The sequence below is a fragment of the Labrys sp. F242 genome (assembly GCF_057813875.1).
The window spans coordinates 3,120,675-3,142,208 of sequence record NZ_JBVASG010000001.1 but is presented as its reverse complement, the minus strand read 5'-3'; the positions used below and the strand labels follow the sequence as shown (position 1 = coordinate 3,142,208).

Genomic DNA, 21,534 nt, shown 5'->3' with positions numbered 1-21,534 from the left:
AAGATAAATTATCTGCAGCGCAGTTTTGAATAATTATACGTTGCGGAGCCGAGATGGTCAGGTCGAATTACATGCGCAGTCGCAGCCTTGCGACGGTAGCCGCTCTTGCCTTGCTGGCGGGAAGCGTGACGTTGGCGCGCGCGCAGCAGGCTCCCGCCGGCCAGGCCGCCGCAGCCGACGAACCGGTGGTGCTCGACACCGTAACGGTGACGGCGACCAAGACCTCGGAAAAGCTGATCGACACGCTGGGCGGCGTCAGCCAGATCACCCAGGCGGAGATCGACCGGGCCCAGCCCGCTTCGGTTTCGGATCTGTTGAAGACGGTGCCGGGTGTCGCCACGCAGGTGAGTTCGAACGATCCCATGCAGTCGATCAACATTCGCGGCATGCAGGATTTCGGCCGCGTCAACGTATTGGTCGACGGTGCGCGGCAGGACTACCAGATCACCGGCCACAATGCGCAGGGCAGCTTCTATCTCGAGCCTGAATTCATCAACAATATCGACATCGTGCGCGGCCCGATCTCCAATATCTACGGTTCGGGTGCCATCGGCGGCGTGGCCTCCTTCACCACCCGTGGCATCGATTCCATCCTGACGCCTGACCAGAATTGGGGCGTGGAGCAGAAGGTCGGCGTTTCCTCCAATGGTCTGGGCGCCTTCACCTCGACCTCGGCAGGCATGCGCTTCGGCACGGTCGCCGACATCTATGGCCAGTTCATCTATCGCGGCGCCGGCGATTATCGTGACGGCAACAATGATCGCGTCACCTATACCGGCAAGAACAATTTCGGCGGCCTGCTGAAATTCAACTATCATCCGGGCGACGGCCAGACCGTCAGCCTGAGCGCGATGAGCCAGAAGTTCGACTTCGACAACAACAATACCAGCCGCGGCAATTCACGCTGGCGCAATGATGTTGTCACCTCGACCTTCACGGCCGGCTACAAGTTCGAAAGCCCCGACAACCCGCTGATCAATTTCAACGCCAAGGTCTATTATTCGGAAACCGAGAACGAGAAGACGATCATCGTTCCCGGTACCTATGCCAGCCTGGGCGTGCAGCCGGGGGACAAGCTCTCCGACAAGGTCGGGACGTTCGGCTTCGACGTCTACAATACGTCGCGCTTCTCGACGGGCGCCTTCGACCATGCCTTGACCTATGGTGTCGACGCCGCCTTCGATCGGGTCGAAACTCGGGACGGGGCCGGCGGCTTCGTCACCGCCTTCACGCCGTCGGGCACGAGGCGCCTTCTCGGCGCCTATGTCCAGGACGAGGTCCGCTACGGCGATTGGCTCCGAGTGGTTGGAGGCCTGCGCTACGATCACTACCAGCTCGAAGGCGGCAAGTACGAATCCGACGGCAGTCATCTATCGCCCAAGATCACCATCGGCGTGACGCCGATCAAGGGTATCGAACTCTACGGTACCTATGCGGAGGGCTACCGTTCGCCGTCGATCAGCGAAACGCTCATGGACGGGATTCATCCCATCCCGTCCTTCCCCATCAAGCCCAACCCGAACCTGCGGCCCGAAGTCGGCCACACCTTCGAGATCGGCGTGAATACCAAGTATGACAATGTCTTCCGGGAGGGCGATACGTTTCGTGCCAAGCTGAACGGCTTCGTCAACAATGTCGACGACTATATCGATATCGTCGCCGGTGCTCCCTATGTGCCGGGCTTCCCGGGCATTCCCCCGTTTGTCTGCAACGTCCCCAATCCGAACCCGCAGATCTGCTTCCCCACCCAGCAATATCAGAACATTGCCAAGGCGCGCCTGATGGGTGTCGAACTCGAGGCCGCCTATGACTGGGGTGCCGGTTTCGTGTCGATCGCCGGATCGCACACCAACGGCAAGAACCGGGTGACCGACCAGCCCCTGAACTCGGTGGCGCCCAACAAGGTCAGCGGTACCGTCGGCCTGCGTTTCTGGGATGATCGCCTGACCGTCGGTTCGCGGGTCACCCTGGTCGGTGCGACCTCCCGCAGGGTGACCGAACCCAGCGGCGGCTATGGCTTGGTCGACGTCTTCGCCAGCTACAAATACAGCGATAATGTCAGCGCCAGCCTGGCGGTCGATAACATCTTCGATCGCCGCTACAAGGCGTTCCTCAATTCCGATTACTCCACCGGACTGGCGGCGAAGTTCGCGCTTACCGTCAAGCTCGCGGGCAAGTGAGGAGGCGGTGATGAGAACTTCCGAACTCAGCCGTCGTGATGTCCTGGCAGGGGGCGTCTTGGCCGGCGCGCTCGCCTTGCTGGCCCTGCCGGGCATAGCTCGTGCCGAAGGCATCCAGCGCGTGGTCTGCGCCGGCGCTGATGTCACCGAGATCGTGGCCAAGCTTGCCGGCGTCTCGGTCATCCAGGGCGTCGATACCACCTCCAAGGCGCCGCCTGAGGTGACCAAACTGCCGTCCATCGGCTATCTCAGACAGATCTCGGTGGAAGGCATCCTCTCCCTCAAGCCGGACCTCCTGATCGCCAATCGCGATTTGGGACCGCCGACCGCGGTGGAGCAGCTGCGCAGCACCGGATTGCGCATCGAGATCGTTTCCTTCCCCTTGAACGGGGAGGGCATGGCCGCCAAGATCAAGCATGTCGGCGGCTTGCTCGGGCGCGAGAAGGAAGCAGAGGCTCTGGCGGGCACGGTGATTTCAACCATGGCCGATGTCTCCAAGCGTCTCGACGGCATCACCAGCCATCCCAAGATCGGCTTCATCCGTTCCATCGACGGCGGCACGCCGATGGCGGGCGGCAAGATGGGGCTGGTCGATGCCACCTATGCCCTGGCCGGCGGCGCCAATGCGTTCGGAGACTTCCCCTTGTTCAAGCCGGTGTCGCGCGAGGTGCTCGCCGCCACGCCGCCCGATTTCATCCTGGCGGATAGCGCTGTCGTCTCCAACACCGGCGGCGCGGCGGTCTTTCTCGAGCAGTTGGGACTGACCTCGGCCTTTGCAGGCAGGCCCGACCGGCTGGTCGAGACCGATCTTTCCACGCTGTTCAGTTTCGGGCCGTCGGCCGCCACGCAGATCCAGTCGCTGGCGCGCCGCCTGCATCCGGACCGCTTCTCGGGGTAGGGTGATGAGTCTGGTGCAAGCCACGCCGCGAAGCCTTTCCCAAGCTCTCTCGCCACGCCGGCGCGAGGCACTGGTGCAGGCTGGCCTTGCGCTGCTGCTGGCAGCGGCCCTGGCCATGGGCCTCAGCTTCGGCGGCGTGCGTATCCCGGTTTCGACCTGGTTCTCGACCGTGACTGGCAGCTGGGACCTCTATTCGGGCATCCTGGTCAATATCCGCCTGCCACGCGTGCTGCTGGGCATGCTGGTCGGAGCGGGCCTTGCGATGTCCGGTGCCGGCATGCAGGCGCTTTTCCGCAACCCGCTGGCCGATCCCGGGCTGACGGGGGCTGCTTCGGGTGGCATCCTCGCCGTGGTCGCCGGCATCGTCTTGCTGGAACATGTCGGCGGTACGGGTGGTCTCGGCAGCTATGCGCTGCCCGCCGCCGCGGCTGCGGCCTGCGGGCTGACCACAGTGCTCACCTACCGCATTGCGCGCGACCGTGACGGCCATGTCAGCATCGCCAATCTCCTACTGGCCGGCATCGGCATCAACGCCCTGGCGATGGCGGTGATCGGCCTGTTCATCACCATCGCCGACGATACCCAGCTCCGGTCGATCCAGTTCTGGATGATGGGCTCGCTCTCGGGCGCCAATTGGGTCGCCGTCGTGGCTACGGGCGTGGCACTCGCGATGGCGATGGTGTTGCTGGCTCGGCAGGCGCGCGGGCTCGACGCCTTCACGCTCGGCGAAAGCGAAGCCTTCCTCTCCGGCGTCGACACCGTCCATCTCAAGCGCACCGTGATCGCAGCGACCGCCCTTGCGATCGGCGCGGCCGTCGCCTTTACCGGTCTGGTCGGCTTTGTTGGCCTGATCGCGCCCCATTGCGTGCGCCTGCTGGGCGGGCAGCGCTACCGTTTCGTGCTGCCGGCTTCTGCTCTGCTCGGGGCCGCTCTGGTGGTGGCTGCCGATACGGTGGCCCGGGTCGCGATCACGCCGGCTGAGCTGCCGATCGGCCTGGTCACCAGCCTGATCGGCGGGCCGGTCTTCATCGCCATTCTGAAAAAGGCCCAGCGCGCATGAGCCTCCAAGATGGCAATCTCCAGTTCGGCAATCTTCTGGTCCGTAACCTCACGGTCGAACGCAGCGGCCGCCCGGTGCTGCACGAGATCTCGTTCTCAGCCATATCAGGCCGCGTTCTCATCGTGATGGGACCGAATGGTGCCGGCAAGACGACATTGCTGGCGGCAATCGGCGGTGCCATGAGCCCGGCCGGCGGCGGGATCGACTTCGATGGCCGCCCGCTCATCGGCCTGCGCCCGCAGGCGATGGCGGCCCAGCGCGCCTATATGGCGCAGCATTTCGATTGCCCCTTTGCCTACAGCGTCGAGGACATCGTCGCCCTGGGCCGGCTCTGCCATGCCGGCACGCCGCGCGCCGCGCGGGACAAGGCCGCGATCGCGGCAGCGCTTGCCAGCGCCGATCTCGCTTCCCTGGCCCGCCGCCCCGTCACCATGCTCTCGGGCGGCGAGCGCCAGCGCGTGGCCTTCGCCAAGGCCGCGGCCCAGATCTTCGACCGCAGCATGGCGGGCGAGCCGCATCTCGTCATTCTGGACGAGCCGGTCTCCAGCCTCGATCCCGAGCATCAGCACCGCCTGCTCGGCCAGGCTCGGCAATTGGCGAAACAGGGCGCGACCGTGGTGGTCACCCTGCATGATCTGACGCTGGCCTCGATCTATGGCGACGATGCGCTGGTGCTCGATCGCGGCCGCATTGCGGCGCAGGGCGCCATGGCGCAAACCCTTACACCTTCCCTCATCGAGCGTGTCTTCAAGGTGCGCGTGGGCACGGCCATCCAGGATGGCGGCCCCAGCATCATGCACGCCGTTCCACAGGATCAAGCCGCATGATGAAACCGTCCCGCCTCGCCGCCGTTCTCGCCGTGCTGGTGCCCGTCATGGCGCCCCTGCCGGCCCTGGCTGCCGATGTGTCGATCGATCTCAACAAGCTCGAGACCCAGAATGGCAATTGCCGGCTGACCATGGTGCTGGTGAACGGGCGAGCGGAAGCGGCGCAGAGCCTGCGCGCCGATCTGGTGATGTTCGGCGCGGACGGCGTTGTCGCCAAGCGTCTGGCCGTCGATCTTGCCCCGATCCCTGCCAACAAGACCATCGTGAAGGCCTTCGACGTCGCGGGACTCGCCTGCGACGGCATCGGCAGCATCCTGCTCAACGACGTACCGACCTGCCAGTTCGTCAATGCCAAGGCGGGGGAAGCTTCCTGTCTCGAGGCGGTCAGCGTCAGTTCGAAGGCCGGACCCAAATTCTTCAAGTGAGGCCAAATTCTTCAATTGAGGCCTGATTCAAGCAGGCGTCGAAACAAAGAGTGAGAGCGAGAGTGCCATGACCGAAACCGCCACGCATTTTTCCTTCGTGAATATGCTGCTCAACGCCGATCCGGTGGTGAAGGCCGTCATGCTGATCCTCGTGATCTCCTCGGTGCTGTCCTGGGGGCTGAGCTTCGAGACGGTAAGGCGACAGGGTAGGCTGCGCCGGCTTCTCCGAGCCGCGACAGCCAAGGGCCTTGGCGCCGCGCCGACTTTGGCCCAGAGCCTTCACGGGCAGGGGGAGCAGTCGGCGCAACTCGCCGTCCCCGGCGAGACCGGCGGCGAGTATCGGGGGCGCATCGAGCGGGCGATGCGCGAGGCCGCCGGCGGGCTGGTCGGCGCCAGCGATGCCGGCCTGTCGATCCTCGCGACCATTGCCGCCGTGACGCCGTTTATCGGCCTGTTCGGCACGGTGTGGGGCGTGATGAATTCCTTCTCCGCCATTGCCGGCGCCAATGACACCTCGCTGGCGACGGTGGCGCCCGGCATTGCCGAGGCTCTGTTCACCACGGCGCTCGGCCTGGTGGCGGCCATTCCGGCGCTGATCGCCTATAATCGCCTGTCGCAGGGCATGGCCGGCCTCGGCCGGCTGTTCGAACAGATCCTGCGCCGCGAGGCGGAAGCCATGGCGACCCGCCGTGGCACGTCCGTCAAGGTTGCCGGCTTCAGGGAGGCGGCGGAATGAGCTTCTCCCTCCAGGAGCCCGAAGGCGGCGAAGGGTCTGGCTATGGGTCTTGGGCGCCCAAGGCCGTCTCCGACATCAATGTGACGCCCTTCGTCGACGTGATGCTGGTGCTGCTCATCGTCTTCATGGTGACGGCGCCCATGCTGGCGGCCGGCGTCAAGGTCGATCTGCCCAAGGCGAGCGGCGTGGCGGCGATGTCGCCCACCAAGGAGCCGCTGGTGGTTTCCATCAAGGCGGACGGCTCGCTCTATATCGGGCAGGACGCCCGCAGCGGCGAGGCTTTCGACACCGATATCCGCGCCCGTCTCGCCGCCGATCCCAAGGTGATGGCCCATATCCGTGCCGACGCCAGCGTGCCCTATGAGAAGGTGCTGGATCTGATGGCCAATCTCAGCCGTAACGGCATCAGCCAGCTCGCCTTCATCGGCAAGGCCGACAACGCGGCCCCGCGGCCGTGATCGTGCAGCCATGACATCGATCGACATCTTCAGGGACTGGCGCGTCGGCATGATCGCGGGAGCAGCGCTCCTGCATCTGACTGTCTTCGCCGGTGCCTGGGTAATGGTGCCGCATGACGGCGTGGAAACGCGCCTCGATCGTCCGATCGAGGCATCGCTGATGCCGGCGCCGTCGAATGACATGGTCAACAACGATAGCGCCGAGATCGCTAAGGAAGTGGCGACGCTCAACGAACAAGGCGAGACGGCGCCCGAAGATACAGCCGAGGTCGTGCCACCCGATGCCGTGATGGCCGAGATGGTGGCTCCCCCGCCTCAACCCGATGTCGTTCCGCCGAAACAGACCCCCTCGCAGGATCCGGTCGACACGCCCACTGTGCCTATGCCGCGGCAATTGGCAACGCTCGCCCCGGAAATCGTCACGACGACCAGTCCGGATGTCGTTACCAGTGCGCCCGTCATTGTTCCTGCGACGGAGCCCGCCAAGATCGTTCCCCTCCGGCCTGAGCCAGAAAAGCCGAAGCCTCTGAAGGCCGAAAAGCTCAAGCCAGGGAAGGATGTTCGCAAGAAATCGGAACCGGTGGTCAAACCGCAGCCGAATCAAAGGACATTGGCCAAGCTGGACGATAAGACGACGAAGGCCAAGATCCAGCGAGGAGGCGAAGGAGCCATCTCGGATATCGGTGCCAGCAGCAATGCCACGACAAGCGGGGCGACCAAGCAGGCCTATGGCGCGATCCTGGTCGCGCAGGCGCGTGCCCGAAAGCGCTATCCTGCAAGTGCCCAGGCGCGGGGGGCTACCGGTGAAGCCAAGGTTGGCTTTGTCGTGACCGGCCAGGGCACCATTGGAAACGTTCGGCTCGTGAAGAGTACCGGGGAGCCGGACCTGGACGCGGCTGCTGTCGCAGTCATTCGCAGCCTGTCACCGCCGCCGCCGCCTGGCGGGCGCTTCAACACGATTCTGCCGATCAACTACACACGAGCCAAGTAAGTTCAACGAAAGGAAAATCCCATGTTCATCGCTATGAACCGCTTCCAGGTGAAGAAGGAGTCCACCGCGGACTTCGAGACCGTCTGGCGCGATCGTGAAGTGCATATCGACAAGCTGCCGGGCTTCGTCTCCTTCCATTTGCTGCGTGGTCCGGAGCGGGAGGACCATGTCCTGTATTCCTCGCATGTGGTCTGGCGTTCCAAGGCCGATTTCGAGGCCTGGACCCAGTCCGAGGCCTTCCGTCTGTCGCACCGCAATGCCGGCAAGGGCCCGGCGCTGACGCTCGGCCATCCCGTCTTCGAGGGCTTCGAGGTCTTGCAGACGCTGGATGCGCCGGCCGAGAGCAAGGCGGCCTAAACATTCAGCATTTCCCCTCGCTACGAGGGGGATGACGGGCGGGTTTCGGCCTCGTCCTCCCGGGAGAAGGCGACCTCCAGCTTCCGGGTGGACGAGGGCAGGGATCCGCCCGTTCCTATGCGGTGCTTTTACACTACAGCAAAGCGCGTTCATGACTGAACGCTTGTTCGCTCTAACTCATTGTTTCGACGCGTCTTTGCGGTTCTTGGTGGCTCCGTCGAATCGCAAAACGCTTTAAGTTGCATGAAGTCTGACTCGTATGTGCAACCTATAGTTCTGTCATTCTCAGCCCCGACTTGCGATGCAAGTCGGGGCGACGGCGCCGCTGAAGGCGGCGAGAAGGGATCCAGAGGCCAAAAGTCGAGCCCTGCCGCCCCTGGATTCCCTTCCCCTCGCTGCGCTCGGCCGGGAATGACAGGTCAAACTTCATCCGACCTGGTATCAAAAGGTGCTCGTCTGGGATCGCAGGCATCTCAGCGACATGCTTGCTGCTCTTCCCGTCCATCTGCCGAAGTGCCCTTAAGGCAGGCAGGGATACCTGCGATCCCAGAAGTAGCGATCCCTCTCACAGCGCCGTTCGCTTGAGGATCTCCGCTGTCTCCGCATTGGCCGGATAGAAACATTCCAGCGCCAGTTCCGACAGGGTGATGTCGACGGGTGTGCCGAACACGGTGGTGGTGGAGAAGAAGCACATCAGGCCCTGCGGTGTCCTGAGCTCGAAAGGCACGACGATGCCGCCGAGATCGGCGCGGGGCTTGCCGCGCGAGGCCGGTACCGGATAGGCGGAAAGCTCATCGAGGAGCTCGGCCAGGATCTCGTCGCCGCTGACGGCGATCTGCTGGCGCAGGCGCTCGAGCAGATGATCGCGCCATTCGGGCAGGTTGGCGGTGTGGGGGGCCAGGCCCCCCGGGTGCAGGCCGAGGCGCAGGACATTGACCGGGGGCTCCAGCAGGCTCTTGTCGGAAACCCCGACCAGCAGGGGCGCGATTGCCTTGTTGGCGGCGACCAGCGTCCAATGGCGGTCGACCGCAAGGGCGGGGTAAGGTTCGTGCCCCCCGATCACCAGCTCGATTGCCTCGCGGGCCGGGGCGAGGGCCGGGTCGTCCAGCCCGCGCTCCTGAAAGACAGGCGCATAGCCGGCCGCGAGCAGCAGGGCATTACGCTGGCGCAGCGGTACTTCGAGCCTTTCAGCCAGATGCAGCACCATTTCCCTGCTTGGCTTTGAACGCCCGCTTTCCATGAAGCTGAGATGGCGTTGCGAGATCTCAGCTTCCAGCGCGAAGTCGAGCTGGCTCATGCGGCGATGCTGGCGCCAGGCGCGCAGATGGTCGCCGACCCCCCGGGCGGCCCTCGCCTGTGGCGAGGCGCCCGGGCGGCGGACGGCCTGGATGTTGCCGCGGGCGCTCATGCGGCCGCCGGAACCTGATCGAGGAAACCGCTGACTTCGTGCAGCCGTCCCTCGTCGAGCCGGGCGAAGTCGGTGCCCTTGATCGGCCCATCGGCGCCCGCCGGACCGAGCTGCCAGGAGAAACGGACATGATCGCCATGACCATCCGCTTCGCCGATCAAGGAAAAGCGAAAGTCCGGGAAGCGCTGCTGCACGGCCGTGATCAATCCGTCGATCTGGTCATGACCCTGGCCACGCATCAGCGGGTCGACATAGAGGGCGTCCTGCGTCCAGGAAGCATCGAGCAAGGCGCGCCGGCGGGCGGGATCGGTCTCGTTCCAGGTGGCGATATAGATGCGGGCAATGGTGGCGGGATCGGTCATCGACGTGTTCCTTTTGGCAAGCCTGATTGCTTCAGGCCCGCTCAGCATGGCCGGGAGAAGGGGACGTCTCAATTACGCGTCAGGTAATCAAGGCTGCCTTCTTTGACGAATCCTGCCACAGGCACATTATCGCCGTTCTCGATTGCCCGCATCGCCGGGCGGTCTCAAATTTGGGACCGCACGGCGATGGCATGATTCCCGCCCCAATTGGCGGGGATGCCCCGGTCGGCAGGCTGCAATTGCGTGAGCGGAGAACAATGTGTCGCTTGATCCACCGCCCATCGCCCTGTTCGGCGAGCGCCTTCTGCTCAGGTCCTTCGAGCCTGATGACGCAGACGAGATCTTTGCCTGCATCACGCCGAGCCTGACGCGCTTCATGGCATGGGAGCCTTCACCGTCACGCGAGGCCTTTGCTTCGATCTGGCGCAACTGGGGAACCTTGGCCGAGGTCGGCAGCGATTATATTTTCGTCGTCCGGCGGCGGGACGGATTGTTTCTCGGTCTGGCAGGGCTGCATCGGGCCGGAAGCAAGACGCCCGAACTCGGCATCTGGATCCGGGAAGACGAACATGGACGCGGCTATGGCCGCGAGGCCGTCGCTGCAGTTGCCGCCTGGGCGTCCAGGGATCCGGCCATACAATATTTCCAATATCCCGTCGCAGAGGCCAATCTGGCGAGCCGGCGCATTGCCGAGGGCCTGGGCGGAATCCCGGCGGCGGAGCGGCGCGACAGGAAATACAAGGCCGTGATTTATCACGTTCCGCGGCGAAGCCAGTAAGCGCCTTGCCCTGCCAACCGCTTCGAACCCATGGTTCTTGCTTGCACGCGCCGGTCTGCTCGCCTAAATCCGAGCCATGATCGAGAAGGATGGGGCAGGGCGTATGGCCCGGGCGTTGGGTGCGGGCGAGGCGTTGCGTCTGCTGGTCGAGGCTGTCAGGGAAGCGGGAGACATCGGGCTCGGCTTTGCGCGCGACGGCGCCCGCATCTTCGACAAGGCCGACAAGTCGCCCGTCACCGAGGCGGACCTTGCCATCGATGCGCATCTGGCCAAGCGCTTGCGTGATGTTTCCAGCGCGGTCGGCTGGCTCTCCGAAGAGGCTGTCGACACGGCCGAGCGCCTGGACAAGCGGCAGGTCTGGGTGATCGATCCCATCGACGGCACGCGTGGCTTCATCGCCGGCAATGGCGAATGGGTGATCTCGGCCGCGCTGGTCGAGGACGGGCATCCGCTGGCGGGCGTGCTCTATCGCCCGAGCAATGGCGATCTCTATACAGGCGGGCGCGGTCTGGGCGCCTTCAAGAACGGCGTCGCCCTGAAGGCCAGCCAGGGTGCCCTTGCTGCAATCCGCACGCTGGCCGGACCCAAGCCGATGTTCGATCTGGCGCAGCGTGCCCTGCCGCGGGTCGAGCGGGCCTCGTCGATGTCCTCGCTGGCCCTGCGCATCGCCATGGTGGCGGAGGGAAGCGTCGATGGCGCTTTCGCGTCGGGCTCCTCCCATGATTGGGATATCGCGGCTGCCGACATCATTCTCAGCGAAGCCGGCGGGCTTCTTACCACCGTGGCTGGCAATGACATCGTCTATAACCGCCCCGACCCCGTGCACCGGCCGCTCGTCATGGCCGGGCGCGAGCGCCAGGGCGCTTTGGTTGCCCTGTTCGAGGGCATGAATTGAATTTTAGAGCAAAATGACTTCTCTTCGAATCGTCATTTTTCTCTAACTCTTTGTTTTAGCGCGTTTTCTTGATCGAAAAGTCTGTCAACTTTTCTGAAAAACGCTATAGGAGTATGGGATGAGCGAACCTCAGAAACAATTGCTGCATCTGGTTTTCGGCGGCGAGCTGAGCTCGATCGAGGGCGTTGAGTTCAAGGACCTTCAGGGCCTCGACATTGTCGGCATCTACCCCAATTACGCCAGTGCCCAGGCGGCGTGGAAGGCCAAGGCCCAGGCGAGCGTCGACAATGCCCAGATGCGCTATTTCATCGTGCATCTGCATCGCCTGCTCGATCCCGCCACCGACACGACGAAACGCTGATAATCCTGCATGATCAAGGATATCGGCCGATCCCGCTTCGTCCAGAAGGCCATCGGCGAAGGTCTCGCCGCGTGGCTGAAGCTCGTGCACGGCACCAGCCGCTTTGCCGACAGTCCGGCCGATCTCTACGGGCCCATTCGCGATCAATATCCCTATATCGTGGCGATGTGGCACGGGCAGCATTTCCTGGTGCCCTTCATGCGCCGCGAGGGACATGAGTTCCGCATCCTGATCTCGCGCCATGGCGACGGCGAGATCAATGCTGTCGCAGTGACGCGTCTCGGCCTCGGCCTGGTACGCGGCTCGGGCGGCAGGCCCCAGCGCCAGCACCACAAGGGCGGCCCAGCGGCCCTGCGCGAACTGGTGGCCACCCTGAAGGACGGCCAGTCGGTGGGGGTGACGGCGGACGTGCCGCGCACCGGCGGCATAGCCGGGCTCGGTATCGTCACGCTCGCGCGGTTGTCGGGACGGCCGATCGTGCCGGTTGCCGTGGCGACCTCGAACATGATCCAGCTCTCCACCTGGGACAAGGCCGTGATCAACATGCCATTTTCGCGGGGCGCCTTCGTGGTCGGCGATCTCGTGCATGTGCCCGAGGATGCCGACAAGGCGCTGATGGAGGCGAAGCGCCTGGAGGTGGAGCACGCCCTCGATGCGGCGCATCGCACCGCCTATGCCATGGTTGGCCGAAAATTCGTGAAGGCGGGCACGTGAGCGCGGTACTTCCCCTCAGCCTCAAGGCCTACCGGCTGGCGACCAGCTGCTTTCGCCCGTTCGCCGGCCTGCTGCTGGACAAGCGTCAGCGCCGCGGCAAGGAGGACGCTTCGCGCCGGTCCGAACGCCTCGGTATTGCCGGCCGGCCCCGCCCCGAGGGGCGCCTTGCCTGGCTGCATGGCGCCAGTGTCGGTGAAGCCATAACCCTGTTGCCCCTGGCTGCGCGCCTGGCGGCGGAGGGTTATCGCATCCTGATGACGACCGGCACCGTCACCTCAGCCGCCCTGATGGCTGAACGGCTGCCGGCCGGTGCGATCCATCAGTTCGTGCCTCTCGATATCCCTGCCTATGTCAGCCGTTTCCTCGATCATTGGCGGCCTGATATCGTCTGTTTCCTGGAATCGGAACTCTGGCCGGGGATGATCGTCGAAATCAAGGCGGCGGGCATTCCCCTGGCGCTGGTCAATGGGCGGATGTCGCCGCGCTCCTTCGCGCGCTGGTGCCGCGTGCCGCGTACCAGTGCCGCCCTGCTGGGGAGTTTCGACCTCATCGCCGCCCAGAGCGAGGATGACGGCCGGCGCTTTGCCTCGCTCGGGGCGCCGCGCGTCGTCGTCACCGGCAATCTGAAATTCGATGCTCCGCTCCCGCCCGCCGATCCGGGCGTGCTGGAGGGGCTGCGACGGGCCGTCAACAGCCGCCCGCTCTGGCTCGCAGCGGTGACGCATGAGGGTGAGGAGGCACTGGCTGGCGAGGTGCATGCGACCTGGAGGGATCGTTTTGCGGGCCTGCTGACGCTGATCGTGCCGCGCCATCCCGAGCGCGGAGAGGCGATCGCTGCCGCATTGCGGGAAAAGGGCCTGACTGTCGCCCTGCGCTCGCAGGGGATCGCTCTCGAACCACAGCATGATGTTTATGTTGCCGACACGGTCGGCGAAATGGGCGTGTTCTATCGCCTTGCCCGCATCGTCTTCATGGGCAAGTCGCTGCTCGGCAAGGGCGGGCAGAACCCCATCGAGCCGGTCAAGCTTGGCGCGGCCGTGCTGCACGGACCCCATATCCAGAACTTCGTCGAAGCCTATGGCGCGCTCGACGGCATGGGCGGCGCCGTGGTCGTGCACAGCGCGGCTGAAATGTCCGATGCCGTTGCAAGGCTGCTGGCCGAACCGGCAGAGGTCGAACAACTCGCCGCCGGTGGCGCCAGGGCGATCGCAGCGCTGACCGGAGCGCTGGATCGTACGCTTGCCGCCCTGTTGCCGCTCGGAGCGAGGCGAACATGAGCCTGCGGCGGCTCTTCAGCTTGAAGGCGCCAGCCTTCTGGTACCGGCCGCGCGGCTGGCTGGCCGGCCTGCTCACGCCGCTGGCTCGTTTCTATGGTGGCAAGGTCATCGCGCGCATGCGCCAGCCAGGCAGCCGAGTGAGCGTCCCTGTCGTCTGCATCGGCAATTTCACGCTTGGTGGGGCCGGCAAGACTCCGCTGGCTCTGGCGGTCGCCGATATCCTGATCGAGGCCGGCCAGCGCCCAGCCTTCCTGACCCGCGGCTATGGCGGCAGCGAGAAGGGGCCGCTGGTGGTGAGGCCTGATGATGCCGCCGACAAGGTGGGCGACGAGGCCCTGCTGCTGGCCCGCAAGGCCCTGACGGTGAAGTCCGTCGACCGGCCGGCGGGGGCGGCGCTCGCCATAGAGCAGGGCGCCAGCATCATCATCATGGATGACGGCTTCCAGAATCCGTCCCTCGACAAGGATTGCTCGATCATCGCCGTCGATGGCGAGACGGGCATCGGCAACGGGCTTTCCTTTCCTGCCGGGCCGCTGCGGGCCGATATCCATGACCAGATCGGCTTCGCTTCGGCGGTGGTGGTGATCGGGCCAGGCGATGCCGGAACGGCCGTCTATGATTTCGCCCGCGGCTCGAGCGTCGCCGTCTTCCGGGCCCGCATCGGCCTCGATCCACAAGCCCCGTCTCTGCGCGGCAAGCGGGTGCTCGCCTTTGCCGGCATCGGCCGTCCCGAGAAGTTCTTCAAGACCCTGGCGGATATGGGGGCGATCATCGCCGCGACCGAAGTCTTCGCCGATCATCATGCCTTCAGCGAGGAGGAGGCGGCCAGGATCGCGGCGCGGGCCCAGGCCGCAAAGCTCGTTCCGGTGACGACGAGCAAGGACATGACCCGCCTGGCCGGAGGCCCGGCGCGCACTGGCCTGGCCTCGATCAGCGAGATCGTGCCGATCCGGCTTTCCTTCGACGACGAGGAAGCGATGCACGATTTCCTGGTGAAGCGCTTCCGCCTGGCGGGGTGAGGGCGCTCGGAGCGCGGACATCCTGTCCGCTCTTGGAAGCGGAGCGTCTGCAAATGAGGAAGAGCGGACGTCGCCGCCACATTGAACGAGGTTCAATGTGGCTGTTGTCCGCGCACCCGGATTCTCAGATCTCGCCGAGGCTCTTCAGCCGCTCCAGCACGGCCTCGCGGCTGGCATAGGCTTCCTGGCGGTCGACGTTCCAATAGCGCAATTCGTCGATCGGGATGTGGGTGCCGGTAACGGCGCAGCGCACGTAATTACCCGGCTTGAGGATGCGGAAATCGGAATCGAGGTACTGGACTTGTGCTTCGCCGGGCAGAGTCATGCGGCTTTCGTGACGGTTCATGGAGGCGCTGGCCTATGCGTTTGCAGAATTTCTCGAAACTATAACAGAGCCAATTCTAATCGTCGAACAGGCTCGGTTGTGTGCGGGCCGGTCCGCCCTTTGCCTTGGCTTTCGCCGGATTTGAGGTTGGCGTTGGAGCGCCGTTGCCCACGATGACATGGCCGTCGGCAAATTGCAGGTCAAGGCTCGAGGCAGCTTGCGCGGAGGCAACATTGCGTATGGGTCGGCCTTCCTCGTCGCGTACCAGCGCAAAACCGCGCTGCAGTACGCCCTGGTAGGAATAGGCCTCCAGCAGCACGGCGAAGCGGCCGAGCCTTTCGCGCTGGGCCGATGTGCGCGCGGCTGCGGCCTGCAGCAGGCGGCCGGCGAGGGTCTGCAGGCGCTCGCGCCCGGCTTCGCTGCGGCGGGACAGCAGCAGTGGCGTGAGCTGTGCCGCACGGCCGGTAAAGGCCTCGCGCTTGCGGGAGAGAGCGATGCGCGCCGAAGCCTCCAGGCGTTCGGCGACGGCATGGAAGCGATCGCGGCTGCGGTCGAGCCGGTTGGCCGGGCTCTGTGTCAGCAGCCGGCGGGTCAGGGCGTCGTAGCGCTGGTGGTGACGGCGGGTGTTGAGCGTGAGTGCGTGCACCAGGCGGCCGGCGGCAAGGTCGAGTTTCTGGCGCGGCGTCGCCAGCAGCGCCTCGCCACTGGGCAGGGCCCTGCCGAGATTGTGCAGATCCTGGCGCCGGCGCTCGATCATGCGCAGGGCATGGCCGGTGAGCCGGGCACCGAGATCGTGCAGATTGGCGAAGAGGTCGGCCCTGACCGGGACGGCCATTTCGGCGGCACCGGTCGGCGTCGGCGCGCGCCGGTCGGCGACATGGTCGATCAGCGTCCAGTCGGTCTCATGGCCGACCGCCGAGATCAACGGGATCGAACACGCCGCGGCGGCACGCACCACGATTTCCTCGTTGAACGACCACAGATCCTCCAGGCTGCCGCCGCCGCGCGCGACGATCAGCACGTCCGGCCGCGGGATGGGGCCGCCGGCGGGCAGGGCATCGAAGCCGGCGATGGCATTGGCGATCTCGGCGGCGGATGTCTCGCCCTGCACCCGCACCGGCCAGACGATGACCCGGCGCGGAAAACGATCGGTGATGCGATGCAGGATGTCGCGGATCACGGCGCCGGTCGGCGAGGTGACCACGCCGATCACGCGCGGCAGGAAGGGCAAAGCCCGCTTGCGCCCCTCGTCGAACAGGCCTTCGGCGGCAAGCTTGCGGCGGCGCTCCTCCAGAAGCGCCATCAGCGCGCCGAGGCCTGCAGGTTCGAGCCGGTCGATGATGATCTGGTAGGAGGACTTGCCTGGGAAGGTGGTCAGCCTCCCGTGGGCGATCACCTCCATGCCTTCCTCGGGACGCTGGCGCAGACGGGCGAGATTGCCCTTCCAGATCACCGCATCGATCTTGGCGCCTTCGTCCTTGAGGGCGAAATAGGCATGGCCCGAAGCGACCGGGCCGCGATAGCCCGAGATCTCGCCGCGCACGCGCACATAGCCAAAGGCATCTTCCACCGTGCGCTTGAGAGCGCCGGAGAGTTCGGAGACGGACCATTCGGGGGCGTTGGAGGGCTGAGAATCAGGAGGTGTGTCGGGCATGGCGGCCATCTTATACGGAGCGCGGGCATCTCAGCGACATTAAGAAATGTCGCGATGTCCGCTCTTCGCTCCGGACCCCGACGGTTCAAGAGCGGACGTCACGACATGCAAGCATGTCGCCGTGATGTCCGGGCTCCAAGGAAATGACATGCGCCGGCACTATCCCGCAGACACGAATCCGGCCTAGAATTGTATGAACAATCAAGACAGCAGGCGGAGGCAACGATGAAGGCGGTGCGGCTCGACGCAGTGGGAGAGCTTTTTCTGAAGGATGTGGAAAGGCCCAAGCCGGGGCCTGGGGATCTCCTCGTGCGGGTCGAGGCCTCCGGCATTTGCGGCACGGACCGCCATCTCCTCAAGGGCGAATTTCCCTCCAGGCCGCCAGTGACGCTGGGTCACGAATTCTGCGGCATCGTCGAGGAGGTCGGCCCGGGGGTGCAGGGCTTTCGCCCCGGCATGCGGGTGACGGGTGATCCCAATATCGTGTGCGGGCGCTGCGTGCACTGCCAGAATGGGCGGATCAATCTGTGTCGCAATCTCACCGCCATCGGCATTCACCGCGACGGCGGCCTGGCCGAATATGTGATCGTGCCGCAGCAGCAGGCCCATGAACTGCCGCTGTCCCTGAAGGCCAGCCATGGCGCCTTCTGCGAGCCGATCGCCTGCTGCCTGCACGGCATCGACATTGCCGACATCCAGGCCGGCTCTTCGGTGATCGTGCTCGGCGGCGGCGTGATCGGGCTGATCACGGTGCAACTGGCCAGGCTTGCCGGTGCGTCACGCGTGGTGCTCTCCACCCGCCAGGCCGCCAAGCGCGAGCTGGCCGAGCGCGTGGGCGCCACCGCCAGCATCGATCCCACGCAGGGCGATTTCATCGCCAACGTCACCGGTCCCGACGGCCTGCTGCCAGGTGGGGCCGACGTGGTGATCGAGTGCGCCGGCGTGGCCGAGACGGTGGAGCAGTCCTTCCAGCTCGCCCGCCCCGGCGGCACCGTGGTCATCCTCGGCGTGATGGCGCAAGGGGAGAAGGTGGCGGTCGAGCCCTTCGACATCCTGTTCCGCGAGCTGAAGGTGTTCGGCTCCTTCATCAATCCCTTCACGCATCGGCGCGCGGCCGAACTGGTGGCTGCCGGGGCGCTCAATCTCGACGAGCTGATCTCGCGCGAGGTCAGGCTGGAGGAGGTGCCGGCCATCATCGCCAGGCCGGCCGGACCGGGCGAGGTCAAGATTCTCTACGTGCCCTGACAACCCGCTGGACCGTAAACATTTCGTGAACAAAATGGTGGCGCGGGGCTGGCGACTCGGCTGGGAAGACCTATCTTGCAGGGCATGAGGGCTGAGAGCGTGCTCCCAGCCGCCCCGTATCCTGGCGAGATTGCATGCCCCGTAAACCGCCTTCCCTCGACAAGACGCAGGCCCGGCGCATCTGGCTCCGGGCTCAGCGTCTCGACAGCCTCTCCCCCTTCGGCGACGGCCCCCAGGCGACCCCTGCGGCGACCGCGCATCTGGGCTATGTGCAGATCGACACCATCAACGTGATCGAGCGCAGTCACCATCACATCTTGTGGACGCGCATTCCTGACTATCGCCGCGACCATCTCATCCAGGCACAGAGCGCCGACAAATCCGTGTTCGAATATTGGACGCATGCGCTTTCCTATATTCCCACGGCGGACCTGCGCTATTTCCTGCCTGACATGAAAGCCTATCTCGACAAGCCCAATGGCTGGTTCGAGAACGTGGCGAAATCAGATCTACGCAAGGTCCTGACCCTGATCCGCAAGAATGGGCCGCTCACCATCCGTGACATCGACGACGACGTGCTGGTGGAGAAGACCCATCCCTGGGCGAGCCGCAAGCCCTCCAAGAAAGCGCTGCAGCTGGCCTTCTATACCGGCGTGCTGACCATCAGCGCCCGCATCGGCATGGTGAAGACCTATGAGCTGATGGAGCGCCATTTCGGCTGGGCCGAGCAGCAGGGCCTCAGGCCCAAGCCCGCCACCGAGCGCCAGCGGCTCGACTACATCATCGACAGGGCATTGCGCTCGCAGGGGCTGATCAGCCTCGATTCGATCTGTCATCTCGATGCCGGCCGCAAGGGCGCGGTGCGCGAGCGCCTCGAAACCCGGGTGCGGCGCAAGGAACTCGTCGCCGTCGAGGTCGAAGGGGCGGGGAAGACCGAGCATTGGGCCAGCCCTGCGACTCTCGACGCCGTCGCCGAGGCGCCGCCGGCCGAGCTCGTGCATATCCTCTCGCCCTTCGACCCCCTGGTGATCCAGCGCAAGCGGCTGAAACTCTTCTTCGACTATGATCACCGTTTCGAGGCCTATGTGCCGAAGGAGAAACGCGTTTTCGGCTATTTCGCCCTGCCGGTGCTGGTGGGCGAAGAGGTGGTGGCCGCCATCGATCTCAAGACGGACCGCGCCGCCGGCAAGGTGCTGATCCAGCAATGGAACTGGGTGGGCGATGCAGCAGCCCACAAGCCGGCGATCGAAGAGGCGCTGGGGCGGTTCGAGGCCTTCCAGCTGGCGGAGTGATGCTGGGATGGCAGCACCGACGAACTGCAAATGGAGAAGCTGCCGGAGCATCAACGGGCGGTACCGTCATTCGCAATTGCTCGCCGTGGTGCAGCCCCTCAACGACAGGAGTGAGCATATTCTCGGTCGCCCAATGCTCCTTGCGTTTATTGGTGGTGCGATTTGAGAGTGAAATGCTCCGGGCATTGCCGTGCCGTTTCACCGGCACGGCAAACCGGGCAGGCTATTTTGCGTCGGCACTCAGCTTGTCGTTGTCGCGGTTCTGGTCGGGGAGCTTGTGGTCGGGATCGAGGGTGGCCTGCACCACCTTCTTGCCGGGCTCGACGACAATGGTTGTCGCGCCCTGCCTGATCCAGCTTTCGGCGGGCAGGCGATAGTCGCGATGGCTGCCGTCGGCGAAGTCGACCCGCAAGGTCACCGGCATGATGAGCTTGTCATGGCTGCTGACGGTGATGGCCGTGCCCTTCGGCTCCTTGGCCTTATTGTCCTTGTCGTCGGTCGCCGGCGCGATCTTGTCGATGGCGAGGTCCAGCGTCCAATTGTGGTCGTACCAGCCGCGCCACCACCAGGACAGGTCCTCGCCGGTGCTGCTTTCCATCGCCCGGAAGAAATCGTCCGGCTTGGGATGCCTGAAGGCCCAGGCGGCGATGAACTGGCGGAAGGCCGCGTCGAAGCGCTCCGGTCCCAGGATCTGTTCACGTAACAGGACGAGGCCGAGCGCCGATTTGAAATAGGTCACCGGATGGCGGTATTTCTCGATCACGGTATCGGCGCGCGAGAGGATCGGCGGTGCCTCGCGGTCCTTCAGCACCGGGATGATCTCGTCGACCGGATTGCCGCCGCCCGGCGCATATTCGACGTCGCGCTTGGGCGCATATTCGCCATGGTTGAAGTCGTCCGATTCATAGACGTCGATGAAGGTGTTGAAGCCCTCGTCCATCCAGGCGTCGCGCCGCTCGTCGAAGCCGACGACCATCGGAAACCAGGTGTGGCCGATCTCATGGGCGGTGACCCAGAATAGGTCCTTGGTCTTGTCGCCGATGCCATCGAAAAGCAGGCCAGGATATTCCATGCCGGCAAGATCGTCCGGGCCGGCGATATTGACCGCGACCGGCCAGGGATAGGGATACCAGCGGGTCGAAAAGCGCTCGACGGCATCCTTGAGATATTCGGTCGAGCGGCCCCAGCGCTCGCTGCCCTGGCTTTCAGCCGGATAGAAGGACATGGCGAGCGCCGATTTGCCGGCCGGCAGGTTGATGCGCGCGGCGTCCCAGGCAAAGGCGGCCGAGGCTGCGAAAACCACGTCGCGGCTGTTCTTCATGCGATAGTGCCAGGTCAGCGTGCCGTCCGTCTTCGGGCGCGACTTGGGATCATCGATCTCCTGGACGCTGCGGATCGTCACGGTCTTGTCGCTGGCGCGGGCCTTTTGCAGCCTGCTTTGCTGCTCTGCGGTCAGCACCTCCTGCGGGTTCACCAATTCGCCGGAACCCGCAACCAGCATGGCGCTCGGTGCCGTCACCCAATAGTCGAAATTGCCATAGTCGAGATAAAACTCCTGGGCCAGATAGGGCAGCGTATCCCAGCCGCGGATGTCGTCGTAAACGGCCATGCGCGGATACCATTGGGCAATCTCGTAGACGGGCCCGGCCTTGGCCTTGCCCCAGCCCATGCGCCCGCCCCACTCGCCGGGAATGGTGAAGTGATAGCGGATATGGAGCTTGACCTGCCCACCCTTGGGCTCCAGGGGCGTCGGCAGGGCGATGCGCATGCGCGTGTCGCTGACGGTATAGGGAACCGGAGCTGCCTTGCCGCCGCCGATCGCGACGCTGTCGAGGACGAAACCCTCCGTCGTGCCGTCGCGCGCCTTGCCGTTGGCGTAGCCGCTGCGGCTGTCGGCCTTGTAGATGTTCTGGTCGAGCTGCAGCCAGAGCTCGGTCAGCCGGTCGGGGCTGTTGTTGGTATAGGTGATGACTTCATCACCGCTGACGGCCGGCTGGTCGGGCCGAAGGGTCGCATGAATCTGATAATCGGCCTTGTTCTGCCAATATTGAGCACCGGGCAGGCCATCGGCCGAGCGATAGGCGTTGACGGCCTGCGTCATCGGACGCGGAGCAAAGGTTTCCCGAGGCTGATACTGTGCCAGGGCCGGCGTGGCGGCCAGGCAAAGGAATACAATCGAAGAAAGGCGCGCGGGGCGCAGTCTACGGCGCAAGAAGTGTCGGTATGTTTCTACCATATTCATGGAAATACCTGCTGTCGATGGACTGTCCCC

22 protein-coding genes are annotated in these 21,534 nt (G+C 64.7%); 17 read left to right on the top strand and 5 right to left on the bottom strand.

Annotated features, from left to right (window positions below; genetic code table 11):
* Nucleotides 1-53: 53 nt before the first annotated feature.
* The 9 genes from ACZYTC_RS14795 to hmuQ all read left to right on the top strand — a co-directional run bounded on the left by ACZYTC_RS14795 (nt 54) and on the right by hmuQ (nt 7,932).
* Nucleotides 54-2,180: a TonB-dependent hemoglobin/transferrin/lactoferrin family receptor gene (locus ACZYTC_RS14795; RefSeq protein ID WP_434955340.1), complete on the top strand. Its 2,127-nt coding sequence runs from the start codon at nt 54-56 to the stop codon at nt 2,178-2,180.
* Nucleotides 2,181-2,190: 10 nt separating this feature from the next.
* On the top strand, nt 2,191-3,078 hold the full coding sequence (locus ACZYTC_RS14790; RefSeq protein ID WP_434955341.1) for a heme/hemin ABC transporter substrate-binding protein: 888 nt from the start codon (nt 2,191-2,193) through the stop codon (nt 3,076-3,078).
* Between the two features lie 4 nt (nt 3,079-3,082).
* Nucleotides 3,083-4,138: a FecCD family ABC transporter permease gene (locus ACZYTC_RS14785; protein ID WP_488989891.1), complete on the top strand. Its 1,056-nt coding sequence runs from the start codon at nt 3,083-3,085 to the stop codon at nt 4,136-4,138.
* Nucleotides 4,135-4,965: an ATP-binding cassette domain-containing protein gene (locus ACZYTC_RS14780; protein ID WP_488989890.1), complete on the top strand. Its 831-nt coding sequence runs from the start codon at nt 4,135-4,137 to the stop codon at nt 4,963-4,965. Before ACZYTC_RS14785 ends, ACZYTC_RS14780 begins: the two co-directional genes overlap by 4 nt.
* Complete coding sequence (locus ACZYTC_RS14775) at nt 4,962-5,390, top strand: hypothetical protein (protein WP_434955344.1); 429 nt, start codon at nt 4,962-4,964, stop codon at nt 5,388-5,390. Before ACZYTC_RS14780 ends, ACZYTC_RS14775 begins: the two co-directional genes overlap by 4 nt.
* A gap of 67 nt (nt 5,391-5,457) precedes the next feature.
* The gene (locus ACZYTC_RS14770; protein WP_454813102.1) at nt 5,458-6,126 is read left to right on the top strand and encodes a MotA/TolQ/ExbB proton channel family protein; all 669 of its coding nucleotides are present in this window, start codon (nt 5,458-5,460) and stop codon (nt 6,124-6,126) included.
* Entirely contained in the window at nt 6,123-6,584 is a 462-nt protein-coding gene (locus ACZYTC_RS14765) for an ExbD/TolR family protein (RefSeq protein ID WP_434955346.1), read from the top strand. The genes ACZYTC_RS14770 and ACZYTC_RS14765 overlap by 4 nt, the downstream gene beginning before the upstream one ends.
* Nucleotides 6,585-6,594: 10 nt before the next feature.
* Nucleotides 6,595-7,575, top strand: a complete 981-nt coding sequence (locus ACZYTC_RS14760; protein WP_488989889.1) for an energy transducer TonB — start codon at nt 6,595-6,597, stop codon at nt 7,573-7,575.
* 21 nt (nt 7,576-7,596) lie between these two features.
* Complete coding sequence (hmuQ, locus tag ACZYTC_RS14755; protein WP_105862441.1) at nt 7,597-7,932, top strand: heme-degrading protein HmuQ; 336 nt, start codon at nt 7,597-7,599, stop codon at nt 7,930-7,932.
* Between the two features lie 565 nt (nt 7,933-8,497).
* On the opposite strand, the gene ACZYTC_RS14750 is transcribed toward hmuQ, so the two are convergent.
* Both ACZYTC_RS14750 and ACZYTC_RS14745 read right to left on the bottom strand, forming a co-directional pair.
* Complete coding sequence (locus ACZYTC_RS14750; RefSeq protein ID WP_434955348.1) at nt 8,498-9,340, bottom strand: helix-turn-helix domain-containing protein; 843 nt, start codon at nt 9,338-9,340, stop codon at nt 8,498-8,500.
* The gene (locus tag ACZYTC_RS14745; RefSeq protein WP_434955349.1) at nt 9,337-9,702 is read right to left on the bottom strand and encodes a nuclear transport factor 2 family protein; all 366 of its coding nucleotides are present in this window, start codon (nt 9,700-9,702) and stop codon (nt 9,337-9,339) included. The genes ACZYTC_RS14750 and ACZYTC_RS14745 overlap by 4 nt, the downstream gene beginning before the upstream one ends.
* 259 nt (nt 9,703-9,961) lie before the next feature.
* On the opposite strand from ACZYTC_RS14745, the gene ACZYTC_RS14740 reads away from it, so the two are divergent.
* From ACZYTC_RS14740 to lpxK, 6 genes are all read left to right on the top strand, one after another.
* On the top strand, nt 9,962-10,480 hold the full coding sequence (locus ACZYTC_RS14740) for a GNAT family N-acetyltransferase (RefSeq protein ID WP_434955350.1): 519 nt from the start codon (nt 9,962-9,964) through the stop codon (nt 10,478-10,480).
* A gap of 76 nt (nt 10,481-10,556) precedes the next feature.
* The gene (locus ACZYTC_RS14735; RefSeq protein ID WP_488989888.1) at nt 10,557-11,375 is read left to right on the top strand and encodes a 3'(2'),5'-bisphosphate nucleotidase CysQ; all 819 of its coding nucleotides are present in this window, start codon (nt 10,557-10,559) and stop codon (nt 11,373-11,375) included.
* Between the two features lie 118 nt (nt 11,376-11,493).
* Nucleotides 11,494-11,736 carry a DUF4170 domain-containing protein gene (locus tag ACZYTC_RS14730; RefSeq protein WP_149251781.1) on the top strand — a complete coding sequence of 81 codons (243 nt, stop codon included), beginning with the start codon at nt 11,494-11,496 and terminating at the stop codon, nt 11,734-11,736.
* Between the two features lie 9 nt (nt 11,737-11,745).
* Nucleotides 11,746-12,450 (top strand): lysophospholipid acyltransferase family protein, encoded by a 705-nt coding sequence (locus ACZYTC_RS14725; RefSeq protein WP_434955352.1) that lies wholly within the window; start codon nt 11,746-11,748, stop codon nt 12,448-12,450.
* Entirely contained in the window at nt 12,447-13,727 is a 1,281-nt protein-coding gene (locus ACZYTC_RS14720; protein ID WP_488989887.1) for a 3-deoxy-D-manno-octulosonic acid transferase, read from the top strand. The genes ACZYTC_RS14725 and ACZYTC_RS14720 overlap by 4 nt, the downstream gene beginning before the upstream one ends.
* Nucleotides 13,724-14,746, top strand: a complete 1,023-nt coding sequence (gene lpxK, locus ACZYTC_RS14715; RefSeq protein ID WP_441772747.1) for a tetraacyldisaccharide 4'-kinase — start codon at nt 13,724-13,726, stop codon at nt 14,744-14,746. Before ACZYTC_RS14720 ends, lpxK begins: the two co-directional genes overlap by 4 nt.
* Before the next feature lie 124 nt (nt 14,747-14,870).
* Here the strand turns inward: lpxK and ACZYTC_RS14710 are convergent, their stop codons facing one another.
* Together ACZYTC_RS14710 and xseA are read right to left on the bottom strand one after the other, a co-directional pair.
* A complete protein-coding gene (locus ACZYTC_RS14710) occupies nt 14,871-15,092 on the bottom strand; it encodes a DUF2093 domain-containing protein (RefSeq protein WP_434955355.1) in 222 nt (73 codons plus the stop codon).
* Nucleotides 15,093-15,147: 55 nt separating this feature from the next.
* Complete coding sequence (gene xseA, locus ACZYTC_RS14705; RefSeq protein WP_488989886.1) at nt 15,148-16,725, bottom strand: exodeoxyribonuclease VII large subunit; 1,578 nt, start codon at nt 16,723-16,725, stop codon at nt 15,148-15,150.
* A gap of 225 nt (nt 16,726-16,950) precedes the next feature.
* Here xseA and ACZYTC_RS14700 point away from each other — a divergent pair, with 225 nt between their 5' ends.
* Entirely contained in the window at nt 16,951-17,970 is a 1,020-nt protein-coding gene (locus ACZYTC_RS14700; protein WP_488989885.1) for a zinc-dependent alcohol dehydrogenase family protein, read from the top strand.
* Between the two features lie 134 nt (nt 17,971-18,104).
* Nucleotides 18,105-19,262, top strand: coding sequence for a winged helix-turn-helix domain-containing protein (locus ACZYTC_RS14695; RefSeq protein WP_434955358.1), 1,158 nt, complete (start codon nt 18,105-18,107; stop codon nt 19,260-19,262).
* A 223-nt stretch (nt 19,263-19,485) separates the two neighbouring features.
* Here the strand turns inward: ACZYTC_RS14695 and ACZYTC_RS14690 are convergent, their stop codons facing one another.
* A complete protein-coding gene (locus ACZYTC_RS14690) occupies nt 19,486-21,363 on the bottom strand; it encodes a M1 family metallopeptidase (protein WP_488989884.1) in 1,878 nt (625 codons plus the stop codon).
* Nucleotides 21,364-21,534: the final 171 nt, after the last annotated feature.

Bases quoted from the DNA above. Each gene is read 5' to 3' on its own strand.
- ACZYTC_RS14795 (WP_434955340.1), top strand. From the start codon at position 54: ATGGTCAGGTCGAATTACATGCGCAGTCGCAGCCTTGCGACGGTAGCC.
- ACZYTC_RS14790 (WP_434955341.1), top strand. From the start codon at position 2,191: ATGAGAACTTCCGAACTCAGCCGTCGTGATGTCCTGGCAGGGGGCGTC.
- ACZYTC_RS14785 (WP_488989891.1), top strand. From the start codon at position 3,083: ATGAGTCTGGTGCAAGCCACGCCGCGAAGCCTTTCCCAAGCTCTCTCG.
- ACZYTC_RS14780 (WP_488989890.1), top strand. From the start codon at position 4,135: ATGAGCCTCCAAGATGGCAATCTCCAGTTCGGCAATCTTCTGGTCCGT.
- ACZYTC_RS14775 (WP_434955344.1), top strand. From the start codon at position 4,962: ATGATGAAACCGTCCCGCCTCGCCGCCGTTCTCGCCGTGCTGGTGCCC.
- ACZYTC_RS14770 (WP_454813102.1), top strand. From the start codon at position 5,458: ATGACCGAAACCGCCACGCATTTTTCCTTCGTGAATATGCTGCTCAAC.
- ACZYTC_RS14765 (WP_434955346.1), top strand. From the start codon at position 6,123: ATGAGCTTCTCCCTCCAGGAGCCCGAAGGCGGCGAAGGGTCTGGCTAT.
- ACZYTC_RS14760 (WP_488989889.1), top strand. From the start codon at position 6,595: ATGACATCGATCGACATCTTCAGGGACTGGCGCGTCGGCATGATCGCG.
- hmuQ (WP_105862441.1), top strand. From the start codon at position 7,597: ATGTTCATCGCTATGAACCGCTTCCAGGTGAAGAAGGAGTCCACCGCG.
- ACZYTC_RS14750 (WP_434955348.1), bottom strand. From the start codon at position 9,340: ATGAGCGCCCGCGGCAACATCCAGGCCGTCCGCCGCCCGGGCGCCTCG.
- ACZYTC_RS14745 (WP_434955349.1), bottom strand. From the start codon at position 9,702: ATGACCGATCCCGCCACCATTGCCCGCATCTATATCGCCACCTGGAAC.
- ACZYTC_RS14735 (WP_488989888.1), top strand. From the start codon at position 10,557: ATGATCGAGAAGGATGGGGCAGGGCGTATGGCCCGGGCGTTGGGTGCG.
- ACZYTC_RS14730 (WP_149251781.1), top strand. From the start codon at position 11,494: ATGAGCGAACCTCAGAAACAATTGCTGCATCTGGTTTTCGGCGGCGAG.
- ACZYTC_RS14725 (WP_434955352.1), top strand. From the start codon at position 11,746: ATGATCAAGGATATCGGCCGATCCCGCTTCGTCCAGAAGGCCATCGGC.
- lpxK (WP_441772747.1), top strand. From the start codon at position 13,724: ATGAGCCTGCGGCGGCTCTTCAGCTTGAAGGCGCCAGCCTTCTGGTAC.
- ACZYTC_RS14710 (WP_434955355.1), bottom strand. From the start codon at position 15,092: ATGAACCGTCACGAAAGCCGCATGACTCTGCCCGGCGAAGCACAAGTC.
- xseA (WP_488989886.1), bottom strand. From the start codon at position 16,725: ATGCCCGACACACCTCCTGATTCTCAGCCCTCCAACGCCCCCGAATGG.
- ACZYTC_RS14700 (WP_488989885.1), top strand. From the start codon at position 16,951: ATGAAGGCGGTGCGGCTCGACGCAGTGGGAGAGCTTTTTCTGAAGGAT.
- ACZYTC_RS14695 (WP_434955358.1), top strand. From the start codon at position 18,105: ATGCCCCGTAAACCGCCTTCCCTCGACAAGACGCAGGCCCGGCGCATC.
- ACZYTC_RS14690 (WP_488989884.1), bottom strand. From the start codon at position 21,363: ATGACGCAGGCCGTCAACGCCTATCGCTCGGCCGATGGCCTGCCCGGT.